A 14825-nucleotide genomic window follows, 5' to 3' on the forward strand; every position below is an offset into this window, starting at 1 on the left:
CTTCCCATGATCGGAATCGATAGAGACACCGGGGCCACGGTCGACGACTGGCTGCAATTCGTGCAGCGCGCGACCCGGGCCCTGACCACGCCGCTGGGCACCCGGCAAAAAAGGCCCCTTTATGGTTCGTTGATCCCCACGCTGTTGGGGCAAAACCTGGGCGATGACGTTCTGCTTCTGGCCCAGAGTCACGCTGCGCAGGCTTTCTACAACGCGCAGAACGGCATCGGAGATTTCCAGCCAGGCGTGATCGTCGCCACGCGTCAGGGCGCCGGTCTGCTGCTGCGTTTCGCCGGCACCTGGAAAAACCGCCAACAGACTTTCGAGGTCGTGACATGAGCATGTTGATCCCGGGCCAGAACCAACTGGCCGAACCCTCTTTGATCAAGGTCGAGGCCTTCGAGGATCTGCTGGCCGAGTTCAAGACCTTCGTCCTGGAATACGTCGGTACCCGCTCGCCGCAGAGCGCTGCGAAACTCAAGACCAGCCTGGACAACGAAAGCGAATTGCTGACGATGGCGCTCGAAGCGTTTTGCGTTCGCTTGCAAAGCCACGAACGCAAATACAACGCTCGCATCAAGCAAATGCTGGCGTGGTGGGCCACCGGCAGCAACCTTGATGCGCGGCTCGCGGACATGGGGTTGGAGCGGCAGTTGCTCGACCCGGGCGACCCGGCAGCGTTTCCGCCGGTGCCGGCGATTTACGAGAGCGACGATGATGCCCGGTTGCGTTATTACCTGGCGCCCCATGCGCCGGCGGCGGGGTCGCGGATGCAGTATCGCCGCGAGGTGTTCACCCTCGGCGAACGGCCGGCGGTGAAAGTCGAATCCACCGATGCCGGCGTCGTCAACGTCACCTACACCTTTGCCCCGGACGGCCTCGCTGCGCAGGTCAAGGATGGCAATGGCCGCCGCACGGCCCCCGGTGAAGTGCAGGTGACGGTGCTGTCCCGCGACGCCGACGGCACACCGTCCGCCGCACTGCTCGACGGCGTGCGCCAGCACTTCGCCCGGCCCGATGTCTGTCCGGAAACCGACAAGGTCACGGTCAAAGGCGCCGAGATTCAGCGCTACAAAATCCGCGTCGTGGCAAAGATCAATTCCGGCCCCGATTCGGGCCTGACCAAAGTCGCCGCCGAGCAACATCTGCAAGCCTACGCCGACAGCTGCCATCGCCTGGAAGGCCGGATCGACCCGAGCTGGATCGACTACACGCTGCACAGCGCCGGCGCCGTGCAATTGCGGATTCTTGAACCGCTGACACCGATCGTGTGCAGCGCGTTTCAAGCACCGTACTGCACGGCGGTCGAAGTCGAGGTGCAGACGCTATGACCGATCAGACACCGCGACCGACCCTGCTGCCGGCCAATAGCTCGGCGCTGGAACGGGCACTCGACATCGGCCTCGGCGCTTTGCTCGACCGCATCGCGCCGCCGTTCCCCGAACTGATGAACCCGAGCTCGACACCCCTCGCGTTCCTGCCGTATCTCGCAGCGGATCGCGGCGTGGCCGAATGGAGCACCGACGCACCGGAAGCCGAGAAGCGCCTGACCGTCGAACTGGCCTGGCCAACCGCGCGTCAGGCCGGCACCCACAAGGCACTGGAAAACGCTGCCAAGGGCTTGCAACTCAGGCCTGAAGTCCGCGCCTGGTATGAACAGACACCGCCCGGCGAACCCTACAGCTTTTCCGTGCGGGCCTTCAGCGAACAACCCTACAGCGAAGAAATCGACGCCCGTCTCGACCGACGCCTGGCCGATGCCAAGAGCGAACGGGACGTGCTGTCGGTGTCGGTAGGGCTTAGCGCCTTCGGCAAACACGTCATCGGCGCCGCGACCTTCTGCGGTGAGTTGACCACGGTTTATCCGGTGTTCCTCGAAGGGCTCGAGACATCTGGCGAGGCCTTCATGGCGGCTGCGCTGTACACCGTCGAAACATCCACTATTTATCCTCAGGGGGCCTGAATGGCTGACTATTACACCCTGCTCACCAATGCAGGGATTGCCTACGAAACCGCCTGCAAGGCAGCGGGCGTACCGATCAAGTTGACGCAGATTTCCGTCGGCGACGGCGGCGGCGCGGTCTACAACCCGGCCGCGACCGCCACCGCGCTCAAACGCGAAGTCTGGCGCGGACCGCTCAATGCGTTGTTCCAGGACGAGAAGAATCCGAGCTGGCTGCTCGCCGAAGTCACCATCCCGCCGGACGTCGGCGGCTGGTACGTGCGTGAAGCCGGCCTTTGGACCGACACCGGCATTCTCTACGCCATCGTCAAATACCCGGAGTCGTTCAAACCGGTGCTGGCCACTTCAGGCTCGGGCAAAGAGTTCTACATCCGCTCGATTTTCGAGACCAGCAATGCCTCACTGGTGACGCTGCTGATCGATGACACGGTGGTCAAGGCCACTCGGGCGTGGGTCATGAGCTACCTCGCCGAAGAACTCGGCAAACTCGACGGCAAACAGTCGGCTCGCGTCGCCGCCACCGCCAACGTGGTGTTGAACGGCGCGCAGCAGATCGACGGCGTGGCGGTGATCGCCGGCGACCGTGTGCTGCTGCCGAATCAGACCCTGGCCAAGGACAACGGCCTGTGGATCGTCGCCAACGGCGACTGGGTTCGGGCCAACGATGCCAACGTCAGCGCCAAGGTCACACCGGGCCTGACGGTGATGGTGGAGGAGGGTACGCTCAACGGCGATTCGCTGTGGCACCTGACCACCAACGCGCCGATCACTCTTGGCACAACCGCGCTGACATTCAAGATGCTGGCAGGGCGCACCGGGATTGCCGCCGGGACTTACAAGAGTCTGAGCGTCGACGAATACGGCCGCGCGACGGCCGGCTCGAATCCCGACACGTTGTCCGGGTTTGGCATCAAAGATTCGTACACCAAGGCTGAAGTCGAGGCGCTGATTGCCAAGGCTTCTGCGTTGCCGGTGGGATCGATTGTGGCGTTCCCTGTCGATACACCGCCACCGGGTTTTCTGGAGCTGGACAACAGCGTCAAGAGCAGCGCGACCTACCCTGACTTGAGCGCCTATCTGGGTGGCAAGTTCAACAAGGGGGATGAGGGTGTCGGGAATTTCCGGTTGCCTGAGGCGCGTGGGGAATTCTTGCGGGGTTGGGATCATGGGCGTGGGGTGGATGCCGGGCGTGGCATTGGCAGTTGGCAGGCTGATGACAACAAGGCACATACGCATACAGCCGTTGGTACGATTTACTCGTATGGTCATTTGGCGGCTGGTCCAGGGCGTGACTTTCAGAGTTCCAATGTCACTACTTCCTCGGCGGGCGGTTCAGAGGCGCGTCCACGCAACATCGCCGTCATGTGGTGCATCAAAGCCTGGAACGCCCCGGTCAATCAGGGAAACATCGACGTAGCAGCATTGGTCAAGGAAGTCTCCCGGCTGGGGTCGGCCGTTCCGGTGGGTGCTGTCATGGCGTTTCCAACGGGGATCGTACCGCCCGGCTTTCTTGAGCTGGATGGCAGCGTGCAGAGCATTGCGACCTATCCGGATCTGGCGGCGTACCTGAGCACAAAATTCAACAAGGGCGATGAGGGCACCGGTAATTTCCGTTTGCCGGAGTCTCGCGGAGAATTCCTGCGTGGCTGGGATCATGGTCGCGGGATCGATATAGGTCGCGGGCTCGGTAGCTGGCAGGCGGATGACAACAAGGCTCACGCCCACACCTACACCCGGATTCCCGTTTTCGGCAATACCGGTGGCGCCAACGCCGCGGGTATCGTTGCCGACAATGGAACGCAGACAGGCAGTTCCAACTTCGCCAGCTACATGAACACGTCGGGAGGCAGCGAGGCGCGACCACGCAACCTCGCCGTCATGTGGTGCATCAAGGCCTGGAACGCGCCGATCAATCAGGGAAGCATCGATGTGGCTGCACTGGCCAAGGAAGTCTCGCAGCTGAAATCGTCTGTTCCGGTGGGTGCTGTTCTGTCGTTTCCAATGGGGGTCGTGCCTGCCGGTTATCTGGAGCTGGATGGCAGCGTGCAGAGCATTGCGACCTACCCGGATCTGGCGGCGTATCTCGGAACAAAGTTCAACAAAGGGGACGAAGGCGCGGGCAATTTCCGCCTGCCAGAGTCTCGCGGTGAGTTCCTGCGAGGTTGGGATCATGGACGAGGTGTGGACGCTGGACGGGAGCTGGGAAGTTTCCAGAAGGCAACGCTTTTGGCGACTGACGCGACAACTCCTGATCTCAAGGCGCTGCAAGACACCACAGTTGCATTCACGCTGGGTCCGACCCTTACCGAAAATGCTCATTCATACGTTGGTGGCGACGTGGTCAACAAGGCCATGTATCCGGGAACCGGCATTACCGTCAGCACGGCTGACAACCCTGGGAAGTCCTTTTTAGACACACCGTTGATGTTTGAGCGTGGCAACCTTGTTGGCACTCGCCCACGAAACATCAGCGTCATGTGGTGCATCAAAGCCTGGAACGCGCCGGTCAACCAGGGAACGATCGATATAGCCGCACTCGCAGCGGCCGTTGAAACCGCCTCCAGCAATGGCCCACTTGTTGGGAGCATGCGTGGCGACAAGATGCAGATTTCGGTCGCGTCGTCGTCCGGAACGATCAAGGTGGCGGAGGTTGTTGTCGGCAATGCCAATGGCAAGACGCGCACCCTGCGAAACTTCAGCCAGTTGGTTGATCTGGCGTCGGCAGCCAAGGGCCTCGGGGCCATGGATGCAGGGGCTGCGCCAGTCAATGGCTATGTGGCCCTCTATGCCTTTTACAACCCGGTAACCGAAGCTCAGGGCGTGATGGCGTGGAACTGCACGTCGGCTGTGGCGCCTGTTATGTACGGTGGGTCGGCTCCACCAGCGGGTTACACCTACTCGGCGCTGATCGGGGTGTGGCCAACGAACGCCAGCGGCCAGTTCCCGAATGGTTATCAGGAAAACCGAATGTTCTCCGGTAATGGCAAGGAAGTGTTGTCGACACAGGGCGGCAGGTCCAGCTTTGCGCCGTTCTCGGTGGCTTCTGCTGTTCCGATGAATGCAAAGCAATGTCAAGGCTACATTGGGCTTTCCAACGCCACGGCTGGTGTCAATACCTATGCAGCCTTGGGCGGCGAAAATGGTGTGGGCAACGTACAGTTCGCTTGCAATCCCTCTGGCGCTGCAAACGGTGGCCCTCAAAGTCCTTTTCCGCTTCTGCCGCTGACGAGTCCTCAGACGCTGTATCACACCCTGTCGGCGTCTGCGGGTATCGCAACCTTTAGCATCAACATCTCGGCATATACATTTTAAGGCTGACCTATGAGCATCTATGTCCAATTTACGGACGAGCACCAGCTTGCCGTGACGGCGGTTTTTGCAGAGCCGCAAGATGAGGCGTATTGGCCGAACCAGGGCGTCGTTACGGAAGACGATGTCCGCTATCTGGCCTACATCGCTTCAAAAACCGGAAATGCCCCGGTCTCAAAAGAAGACGTCATCGCTGCCGAGCGATTCCGCCGGGAAGCCTCTGGCGTGTCGGTCGGTGAGCTTCTGATTGAGACAACTCGCGTCAGCCAGGCGCTGATCGCAAGCACGGGGCTTTCAGCCATTCTCGATCCCGAATACCGCTGCAATTTCAAAACAGCGAAGGGGTTCGTCGAGATTGGCGCTGCGCAAATCATCGAAATTGCGAAAGCCGTGCGGGCGCACGTACAGGCCTGTTTTGACCGCGAGCTGACGTTGTTACGCGCAATCGAGGCAGGCGAGTACCACGACGAAATGCTGGCCGAGGGCTGGCCGGATTCATCGTCGACCGATACCGCAGATCTCGAATAAACGCCCCGCACCCCGGGGCATTTTCTTGTCCGCCCAACACATTCAACACCCGCCAAGCCCCTCCCAACGAGGGGCTTTCCCGTTTATGGAGAAACGAAAAATGGCAACCCGCCAAACCTACACCGTGCTCGTTCCATTCCCCACCGGCGGTGGGCACTGGTCGAGCGTCGGCCAGGAACTCGATCTGCTCGATGTCGAGGCCAGTGCGCTGCACAGCGCCGGTCGACTGGAGCTGAAAACACCTACCACCAAGGCCGTGAAGGCCGCTGCCAAGAAGGCTGACTGACTATGGCTGAGGTTCTGAACTTCGAGCACAACGGCATTACCGTCAATGCCACCGAATCCCCCGAGGCCATGGGTGGCTTGGGCGACAACGTTATCGGTCTGGTCGGCACCGCGCCGAAAGCCGATCCGCTGATTCCGCGCAACGCACCGTTTCGCATCAACAGCTTCACCACCCACGCGCTGCTGGATCCGACCGGTTCGGAAGAGGGCACCCTGTACCACGCCGTTTACCAGATCCTCAAAGTGGTCAAGGTGCCGGTGTACGTAGTGATCGTCGAAGCAGGCGCGACCCCGGCCGATACCGTCAATGCGGTGATCGGCGGTGTTGAACCGGCCACCGGCCGCAAGCTCGGTCTGGCCGCACTGGGCAGCGTCCCGGAAGACCTGACCATCATCGGCGCGCCGGGCTTCACCGGCACTAAAGCGGTGGCCAGCGAGTTCGCCTCGTTCGGCAAGCGCATCAAGGCCCGTGTGGTGCTGGACGGCAAGGATGTCTCGGTCGCCGATCAGGTGCTGTACAGCCAGGAACTGGGCGGTGCGGATCTGGGTTTCGACCGTTGCCTGGTGGTGCACAACATGCCGGCCGTGTACTCGAAAGCCGCGAAGAAAAACGTCTTCCTCGCGCCATCCAGCCTGGCGATTGCCGCGCTGGCCAAGGTCAAACAGTGGGAAAGCCCGGGCAACCAGGTGACCTACGCCGAAGACGTGTCGCGGGTCGTTGAGTACAACATCCTCGACACCTCCACCGAAGGCGATCTGCTCAACCGCTACGGCGTCAGCTACTACGCCCGCACCATCCTTGGCGGCTTCTCGCTGCTGGGCAACCGCTCGATTACCGGCAAGTTCATCAGCTACGTCGGTCTGGAGGACGCCATCAGCCGCAAGCTGGTGAAGGCCGGCCAGAAAGCCATGGCCAAGAACCTGACCAAGTCGTTCATGGATCAGGAAGTCAAACGCATCAACGACTGGCTGCAAACCTTGGTCGCCGACGAAACCATTCCCGGCGGCAGCGTGTATCTGCATCCGGAACTCAACAGCGTCGAGAAGTACAAGAACGGCACCTGGTACGTGGTCATCGACTACGGCCGCTACGCGCCGAACGAACACATGGTTTATCAACTCAACGCCCGCGATGAAATCATCGAGCAGTTCCTGGAGGACGTTCTCTAATGTTTACCAACCGCGTAAGACAGGCCATCGCGGCCACCCTGCAAGGCCTGCCGTTGTCGGCGACCGTTGAGGAATTCACTCCGCCGAAGATCGACTTCGACATGGAAAGCATGACGGGCGGGCGCTTCATCGTCGAGGAAATGGCCAAGAGCGCCAAGCCGCTGAACGCCACGCTCAAGCTGCAAGGCACCGGCGCTGAAGTGCTGCTGGCGATGGGCGTGAAACTGGGCGACGACATTCTGCTGAACGTGCGTGAAGCCGGTCAGGATCAGGACGGCAACACCTGGTTCACCTATCACACCATTGGCGGCAAGCTCAAAACCATGGGTGAAGAAGCAATCAAAATGGGTAGCAAAGCCCTGACGACTCTTGAGTTCTCCTGCCGCACCTACAACCGCCTGGAAAACGGCGTGCCGGTGATCGACATCGACGTGCGCACCCAGAAGTTCGTGCTCAACGGCGTCGACATCCTCGGTGATGCCCGTCGTGCGGTGCTGATGCCGTAACGCTGTAAGCAAACCAGGCACTTGCCCCTGTGGGAGCGGGCTTGCTCCGGGTGGCGATCCGACGAATGCGGTGTGACAGTCGCCACACATTCATCTGATAGGCCGCCTTCGCGAGCAAGCCCGCTCCCACATTGGGCCAGTGTGACTGGCCGATGTTTAGCAACACCCCCTCAAGAATCACCAAGGAATTCATACATGTCGTGGATGCCACCCAAGCATGACCTGTTGTCGCCGATTACCGGTGACGACGGCTCGCAGATCGAATCGATTCAGCTCAAGCCGCTGTTCTACGCCGCCCAGAAAGAAGCGCTGGAACGCGCTGGCGACGATGAAGACGATCAGTTCTTCGAACTGGCGCTGCTGGCCACCGGCTTGTCGGTCAAGGAACTCGACCAGCTCAAGCGTCCGGACTACGTGACCATCGCGCAATACGTGCACGAGATGTCGACCCGTCCGGCGTCGTACTTTCTCGACCAGGTCGAAGACGCGGAAAAATCCGACGATCCCGATCAGGTGCAACTGCTGCAACCGCTCGCCGTCACCGGCCGCACCGTGACTTCGCTGAGCCTGGAAATGCCGGCGCTGCGGGCCACCAAAGTGATGAAGAAACTGAAAACGGCCAAGGAACGCGCCGAGTTCATCACCGCCCATTGCACCGGCCTGATGATCCCCGATCTGGCCCTGTTGAGCGTGCCGGACTGGACGCAATTGCAGGTGCGCATCGACGATTTTTTAAACCAGCCGGCGGCCTTCTTTCAGAGCGCGACATCGAAGTAATCCTCGATATCGTGCCGCTCATTTACCCGGTAAGTGAGGCGGAAATTCTGGAGTGGGACGCCGAAAAGGCGTTGCGCCGCTACGACATAGCGATCACTCGCCTTGGCGTGAAAAGGGAGTAGAGCGGCATGGCAGAGAGTAAAAATACGCTCATGAATGCCGGTGACAGCACAAGCGCAGGATTCGGCAGTATCACCCTGAGCACTGCCGCGCTGAACGCAGGAGCCGGGCAGTTTGCCGTGGAACAGACCAGCGGCCTGCGTCAGGCACTGATGACGGCCAGCGGTAAAATCGAGCTGCTGACGACGGCAATCGATGCATTGAGCGTGACACTGTCCGCCTTGCGTGCGTTGCCGCAGGCAGTGAGTGCCGGAGCCAGGAGTGAGTCGTCCGGCGGACAGAAAACACCGGAAAAATCCTCCGGGGGAGCTGAGCTTCCCGAGATGCGCAAGGCCGCGATGGCCATGGATTCGGCGGCGGCCACTCTCGCCAGTGTGGCGCAGCTTTCCCGCGATGGCGGGAAAGACATGGCGCTCACGAGCCTGAAAATGGCCAGTGCCACCCTGGTGGCTGCCGGAGGTACGACCGGGGTCGAACTGGTCAGGATTGAAACCCTGGCAGCCAAGGCGGGAATCGGCAGCGAAGCGGTGAACGAGGAGGGCAGAAAGCACGAGTTGCTGACCTTTGCCAGCGATGCGGCCATCACTGCATCGGCATTCAAGGTTTCGGGGCTGGAAGCCGGCGAAATGTTGAAGGTCTGGCGCACCTCGATGAAGCTCTCGCGCGATCAAGCCCTTGATCTTGCGGATGCGGCCAACCATCTCGGCAAAATGCCCGGAGATGTGCAGACAGCGGATATCGGTACTGTCTTGCAGCAGTCGGGCGAGGCGGCAATCAGCGCCGGCTTGCAGCCTGAACAGGCTGCGGCGTTGACGGCAGCGTTGCTTAACAGCGGCGCGAAAAAAGACGATGCTGGCAATGCGCTGAAGAACATTTCCAGTGCGCTGGGCAAGGGCGATCAAGCATCCATAGCCGAAAAAGGTGCCTGGAAGCAGTTGGGTCTGGATCCCAAGGCAGTGGCCGAAGCCATGCGTGATCCTGACAAACAGAATGCCCAAGGCGCCGTTCTATCAGTGCTTGCAGCGCTGAATGCCAGACCGGTAGAACAGCGCTCGACATTAGCCCGGACCTTGTTCGCGGACAGTGGAGAGGCCGCGTTGTCGCTGTCCCAGGACCTGGGCAAGGTGAATGAAGCCTTTTTCCTTGTGAGCGACAAAAGCCGATACGCGACATCGAAGCTGGGTGACAAAGGCTCGGTAAGACAGTCCGCACTGGCACTTGCCGATACTCAGCAGGGGCAGTGGAACATCAAGAATGCCCGTGAGGAACGTTTGTCGGTCGCCAAAGGCAATGCACTGGCGCCGGATATCGAAAAAACCGGTGAGAGCCATTCGATAGACGCGCTGAGCGATTTGGCCGAAACCTACCCGAAAACCACGGGTGCTGTTCTGACGGCGACGGCCTGGATCAAACCGGTGTTCGACGCCGTGACCGATGCGGTGGTCGGTGAACTGAAAGACCGGGGAGGCAAATGGATCGTTGATAAAGCTGCCAGTTACCTTCCCGGTCGTTCAAAGCTCGGCTTGTCTGCAGCAACCTCTGCGACGGCCGTGGCTGAAACTCAGGGCTTGGCTCTGGCCAGTCGCAGTGCCAGCGCTGGCAACGGTCTGAAAATACTCGAACAGACTGCAAGGGTTGCTGCCCCGGGGCTGGAGCCTGTGCTCGCATCGGTGCAGCCGGCCTCGCGCTGGATGCCTTGGCAGGCGAAGGCGGCGATTGGTGCTTCGGCTGTCGCCGCAGGTATTGCCAGCGGTGACAAACAGCAGATCGCGCAAGGTCTCGGTGCCGCTGGTGGCGCCTGGGCCGGTGCGGTCGCCGGCAGCTCGATCGGCGCCTCCATAGGAAGTGTGGGGCTGGCGCCGGGCATTGCACTTGGCGGTTTGATTGGTGGACTGGTCGGGGGATGGCTGGGCGCTGAGGGAGGAGGCTTTTTAGGTGAGAAGCTCATGTCCAGCGCGCCGGACAAACTCGCCCCGCCGGCCGAAGTCGCCAAAGACCTGGCTGGCGCACAGACGCAAAACCAGCAGGTTTCCTTCTCTCCGACGATCCAGGTCACCTGTCCTGCCCCCGATACTGCCCAACAGATTCAGTCGATTATCGAGCAACAGATTTCCGGTCAATTCCATGGCCAATTCATGCCGCTGCTGATGGGCGCAAACCCACTCGGGACGCGTCGTGATGCAGCCCTGACTGACGGAGCCGGTACATGAAACAACAAATGGCACTGGGCAGTTTCATCTTCGGCCTGTCTCGGGATTTTGCCTACAGCACGCTGTCGCGAAAATCCGAGGGGGGCTGGACTGACCTGCAGATTCTCAACAGCAAACCCAGGTCCCATCAGACAGGACAGAAGCCTGAAACCCTGACCATCTCCGGCACCTCGATGTACGCCGTGGCGATGGAGCGGCTCGATGAACTGCGTGCGCTGCAAGCGTTGAGAGTACCGCTGCCGTTAATTGACGGCATTGGTCGCAACTGGGGTTTGTGGCGGATCAACAGCATCGACGAAAACCAGAGCGAGGTCATCGATGACGGCACCGCGATGGTGATCAAGTGGGTCATCGGATTGTCGGAGTTCAACAATGCGTAAGGTACGAAGCGTGGCCGGTGATTCGGTGAATCTGTTGCTGTACCGCGAGACCGGTCGCAGCGATGACAGCGCCGAGGAAGCCCTGTGGACGCTCAACCCGACCCTGGCCGAGCACGGCCCGATCCTGCCGGCGGGTGTCTGGGTGACGCTGCCGGAACTCGACTCGAAACCCGCCGCGATCAAACCGGTTCTGGCCTGGGATTAAGGAGGCTGCATGGCACAGGGATTTACGCCGGCGATCGAAATCTACGGCGCCAACGCGGCTCTGCTTAATCAGCGCCTGATCAGTTGGGAACACATCGATGCCGCCGGTATGGAGTCCGATCAACTGACGCTGGTGCTCGACCTGGAAGGCCTTGAAGGCTTGCCGACCCTGGGCGGAACAATCGGCCTGCGGGTGGGCTATCTGGAGACCGGACTGGTCGAAAAGGGCCAGTTCAAGGTGACTCGACTCACACCGACGCTGTTCCCGCTGCGCCTGACGCTGGTCGCGACCGCCGCGCCTTTCAGCGGCAAGGACGACACCGGATTCAAGGAACGGCGCACGGCCAGTCATGGCCCTACAACCCTTGGCGGACTGTTTCGCGAGCTGGTCTCGAGACACGGATTCTCGCCGCGCGTGGATCCCGAACTGGCGCTGATCAGGATCGCTCATGTCGACCAGTCGAACGAAACCGACATGAGCTTCATCACACGCCTGGCGAAAAAGTACGACGCGGTGGCCAAACCGTTCAACGACCTCTACGTACTGGCGAAACCGGCGCAACTGAAAAACCTGTCGGGCCAGGTGATACCGGATGTCAGGCTGTCGGTGACCCACAACAACCGGCCGGGCGATCACGCCTTCATCAGCGCCACGCTGGAAGAGACCGCCCGTACCCAGAATCAGGGTTGCAAGACCAGCTTCTGGGACAGTGCGCTCGGCAAGCTGCGGGAGGTGATCACCGGGTCCGAACCCTACAAGGTCATGCGCCAGAAACTGGCCAGCGAAGAAGAAGCCAAAGCCATCGGCGAGGCCGAAGTACGCAAGATGCTGCGCGAGAAATACAAGCTGAAGGTCACCTGTCCGGGCGATCCGTTGCTGGCGGCCGAAGGTCTGCTGGTGCTCGACGATTCCTGGCCGGACTTCATGCGCGGTCGCTGGTCGATTGAAAAGGTGACTGCCAGCGGCAAGCCCGAAGAAAGTTATCGCTGCCTGATTGAAGCAAACGGCCGGGATCCCGAGGCAAAAGCCAAGGACTGATCCCCCCCGGTCTCACCCGCCACACGCATCACTGTGGCCACTCACACATCCTGGAACGCTCCCCATGAAGATCTCCCCGATCCTCACGCAGCTGCGTGCGCAATGCCCAAGCCTTGCCGGCCATATCGCGACAGGTGTCGACCTGGCGCTGCTGCAAGGCGACCCGAATCTGCCGATGCCCTCGGCCCATGTTTTACCGCTGGCTGACGTAGCCAGCGCCGGCACCGCCCAGAACTCCCCCAGCCAACCGATCCGCGACCGCTTCGAAATCATCCTGGCACTCGATGCCACGGACGGCACAAAAGCGCTGGATCTGTTGCACGACCTGCGCGCCGAACTGTGGCGTGCGCTGGTGGGTTTCAAACCCGATTCCAACGACAGCGCCATCGTTTACGACGGCGGCGAAACGGTCTCGATCAACAGCAGCCGCGCGTTCTACCGGCTGCGCTTTTTTGCCGAGTTCCAGCTGGGCCGCAATCTGCCAAGTCAGCCTGCGGAGAGTTGGCACGAACGCGAACTGGACGGTTTGTCGTCCTTTACCGGGGTCACCGTGCGGGTCGATGCGATCGACCCGGCCGACCCCAATCTGAAACGCCCGGGCCCTGACGGGCGCGTGGAAATGACTTTCTCTGGAGACGTAACCCCATGAGCAACCGCATCACCGTAGTGCCGGCCGCCGGCCGTGCCGTGCCGGACCCTGAAGCCGGCGACCTGCTGCCACTGGAAGGCCGTGAAGTGCTGGACAGCGCCTGGTGGCGCCGACGTCTGGCCGACGGCGATATCACCCTCAAAACCGCTACAACCAAACAAAAGGGAGCCAAATAATGGCGATCGGATTCAGCAACATCCCTGCGGACATCCGTGTACCGCTGTTCTATGCCGAAATGGACAACTCGGCCGCCAATAGCGCGTCCTCGTCCATGCGCCGCCTGATCGTGGCGCAGGTCAACGACAACATCGCCCCGAGCGAAGTCGGCAAACTGGTGCTGGTCTCCAGCGTGGCACTGGCCAAGAGCATTGGCGGCCAGGGCTCGATGCTGGCTTCCATGTACGAGACTTTCCGCAAGGCCGACCCGATCGGTGAGATCTGGTGCCTGCCGCTGCACAACGCCACCGGCGCCATCGCCAAAGGCGTGCTGACCCTGACCGGCACCGCGACTCAGGCTGGCATGCTCAACCTGTATGTCGGCGGCGTTCGCGTCCAGGCCACCGTGGTCAACGGTGCCACCGCTGCCCAGGCGGCCACCGCCCTGGCACAGAAAATCAACGCCACCGCCGATCTGCCGGTGAGCGCAGCCGCCGCCGAAGGCGTCGTCACTCTGAGCGCCAAATGGACTGGCGAGAGCGGCAACGACATCAGCCTGCAATTCAATCGCCTGGGCAAGAGCAACGGCGAAGAAACCCCGGCTGGCCTGACCACCGCCATCACCGCCATGACCGGCGGCGTCGGTGTGCCTGACCAGGTTGAAGCGGTTGCGGCACTGGGCGACGAGCCGTTCGAGTTCATCACACTGCCGTGGTCCGACCTGGCCACCCTCAACACCTGGCAAGCGGTGATGGATGACAGCACCGGTCGCTGGTCGTGGGCCAAGCAACTGTTCGGTCATGTCTACAGCGCCAAGCGTGGCACCGTCGGTACTCTGGTGGCGGCCGGTCAGGCGCGCAACGACCAGCACATGACCATTCAGGCGCTGGAGCCGGGCGTTCCGCAACCGGTGTGGGTACAAGCTGCGGCACTGGCTGCGCGCACCGCGGTGTTCATCTCCGCTGACGCCAGCCGTCCGACCCAGAGCGGCAGCCTGCCAGGCGTCGATCCGGCCCCGGCCAGCGAACGCTTCACCCTGACCGAGCGTCAGTCGCTGCTTAACTACGGCATCGCCACCGCGTACTACGAAGGCGGCTACGTGCGTATCCAGCGCTCGATTACGACCTACCAGAAGAACGCTTACGGCCAGGCCGACAACTCGTACCTGGACAGCGAAACCATGCACCAGTCGGCGTTCATCGTGCGTCGCCTGCAAAGCGTGATCACCAGCAAATACGGTCGCCACAAACTGGCCTCCGACGGCACCCGTTTCGGCGCCGGCCAGCCGATCGTCACCCCGGCGACCATTCGCGGTGAGCTGATCGCCCAGTACGCCAAGCTCGAACTCGAAGGCCACGTGGAAAACGCCGAGCTGTTCGCCGAGCACCTGATCGTCGAGCGCGACGTGCAGGACCCGAGCCGCGTGAACGTGCTGTTCCCGCCGGATTACATCAACGGTCTGCGCGTGTTCGCACTGCTCAACCAGTTCCGTCTGCAGTACGACGACGTCGCCTGATCGGCTCGTTTGA

Annotated in this window: 16 protein-coding genes; all 16 read left to right on the plus strand. The window is 61.3% G+C overall.

Going from position 1 to position 14825, the window contains the following annotated elements:
- Window positions 1-6 precede the first annotated feature (6 nt).
- The 16 genes from NE357_RS05800 to NE357_RS05875 all read left to right on the plus strand — a co-directional run bounded on the left by NE357_RS05800 (window position 7) and on the right by NE357_RS05875 (window position 14812).
- Window positions 7-339 carry a phage baseplate protein gene (locus NE357_RS05800; RefSeq protein WP_169429086.1) on the plus strand — a complete coding sequence of 111 codons (333 nt, stop codon included), beginning with the start codon at window positions 7-9 and terminating at the stop codon, window positions 337-339.
- A complete protein-coding gene (locus NE357_RS05805) occupies window positions 336-1331 on the plus strand; it encodes a baseplate J/gp47 family protein (protein WP_169429087.1) in 996 nt (331 codons plus the stop codon). The genes NE357_RS05800 and NE357_RS05805 overlap by 4 nt, the downstream gene beginning before the upstream one ends.
- Window positions 1328-1963, plus strand: a complete 636-nt coding sequence (locus NE357_RS05810; protein WP_169429088.1) for a phage tail protein I — start codon at window positions 1328-1330, stop codon at window positions 1961-1963. Before NE357_RS05805 ends, NE357_RS05810 begins: the two co-directional genes overlap by 4 nt.
- Window positions 1964-5275, plus strand: a complete 3312-nt coding sequence (locus NE357_RS05815; RefSeq protein WP_249314380.1) for a phage tail protein — start codon at window positions 1964-1966, stop codon at window positions 5273-5275. It abuts the gene before it with no gap.
- A 9-nt stretch (window positions 5276-5284) separates the two neighbouring features.
- Window positions 5285-5800: a DUF4376 domain-containing protein gene (locus NE357_RS05820; RefSeq protein ID WP_169429089.1), complete on the plus strand. Its 516-nt coding sequence runs from the start codon at window positions 5285-5287 to the stop codon at window positions 5798-5800.
- A gap of 100 nt (window positions 5801-5900) precedes the next feature.
- Entirely contained in the window at window positions 5901-6086 is a 186-nt protein-coding gene (locus tag NE357_RS05825; RefSeq protein WP_039771239.1) for a hypothetical protein, read from the plus strand.
- 2 nt (window positions 6087-6088) lie between these two features.
- Window positions 6089-7255, plus strand: coding sequence for a hypothetical protein (locus tag NE357_RS05830; RefSeq protein WP_064379034.1), 1167 nt, complete (start codon window positions 6089-6091; stop codon window positions 7253-7255).
- Entirely contained in the window at window positions 7255-7761 is a 507-nt protein-coding gene (locus tag NE357_RS05835; RefSeq protein ID WP_169429090.1) for a phage major tail tube protein, read from the plus strand. Before NE357_RS05830 ends, NE357_RS05835 begins: the two co-directional genes overlap by 1 nt.
- 195 nt (window positions 7762-7956) lie before the next feature.
- On the plus strand, window positions 7957-8538 hold the full coding sequence (locus NE357_RS05840) for a phage tail assembly protein (protein ID WP_169429091.1): 582 nt from the start codon (window positions 7957-7959) through the stop codon (window positions 8536-8538).
- 128 nt (window positions 8539-8666) lie between these two features.
- Window positions 8667-10868: a phage tail tape measure protein gene (locus tag NE357_RS05845; RefSeq protein WP_169429092.1), complete on the plus strand. Its 2202-nt coding sequence runs from the start codon at window positions 8667-8669 to the stop codon at window positions 10866-10868.
- Window positions 10865-11248: a phage tail protein gene (locus NE357_RS05850; RefSeq protein WP_085683333.1), complete on the plus strand. Its 384-nt coding sequence runs from the start codon at window positions 10865-10867 to the stop codon at window positions 11246-11248. Before NE357_RS05845 ends, NE357_RS05850 begins: the two co-directional genes overlap by 4 nt.
- Entirely contained in the window at window positions 11241-11453 is a 213-nt protein-coding gene (locus NE357_RS05855) for a tail protein X (protein WP_007954888.1), read from the plus strand. Before NE357_RS05850 ends, NE357_RS05855 begins: the two co-directional genes overlap by 8 nt.
- A gap of 9 nt (window positions 11454-11462) precedes the next feature.
- Window positions 11463-12491 (plus strand): phage late control D family protein, encoded by a 1029-nt coding sequence (locus NE357_RS05860; protein ID WP_169429093.1) that lies wholly within the window; start codon window positions 11463-11465, stop codon window positions 12489-12491.
- A gap of 64 nt (window positions 12492-12555) precedes the next feature.
- A complete protein-coding gene (locus tag NE357_RS05865; protein WP_169429094.1) occupies window positions 12556-13140 on the plus strand; it encodes a phage tail terminator protein in 585 nt (194 codons plus the stop codon).
- Complete coding sequence (locus NE357_RS05870; RefSeq protein ID WP_169429095.1) at window positions 13137-13316, plus strand: DUF2635 domain-containing protein; 180 nt, start codon at window positions 13137-13139, stop codon at window positions 13314-13316. The genes NE357_RS05865 and NE357_RS05870 overlap by 4 nt, the downstream gene beginning before the upstream one ends.
- Window positions 13316-14812, plus strand: coding sequence for a phage tail sheath subtilisin-like domain-containing protein (locus NE357_RS05875; RefSeq protein ID WP_169429096.1), 1497 nt, complete (start codon window positions 13316-13318; stop codon window positions 14810-14812). Before NE357_RS05870 ends, NE357_RS05875 begins: the two co-directional genes overlap by 1 nt.
- Window positions 14813-14825: the final 13 nt, after the last annotated feature.

The organism is Pseudomonas sp. G7(2022), assembly GCF_052660475.1.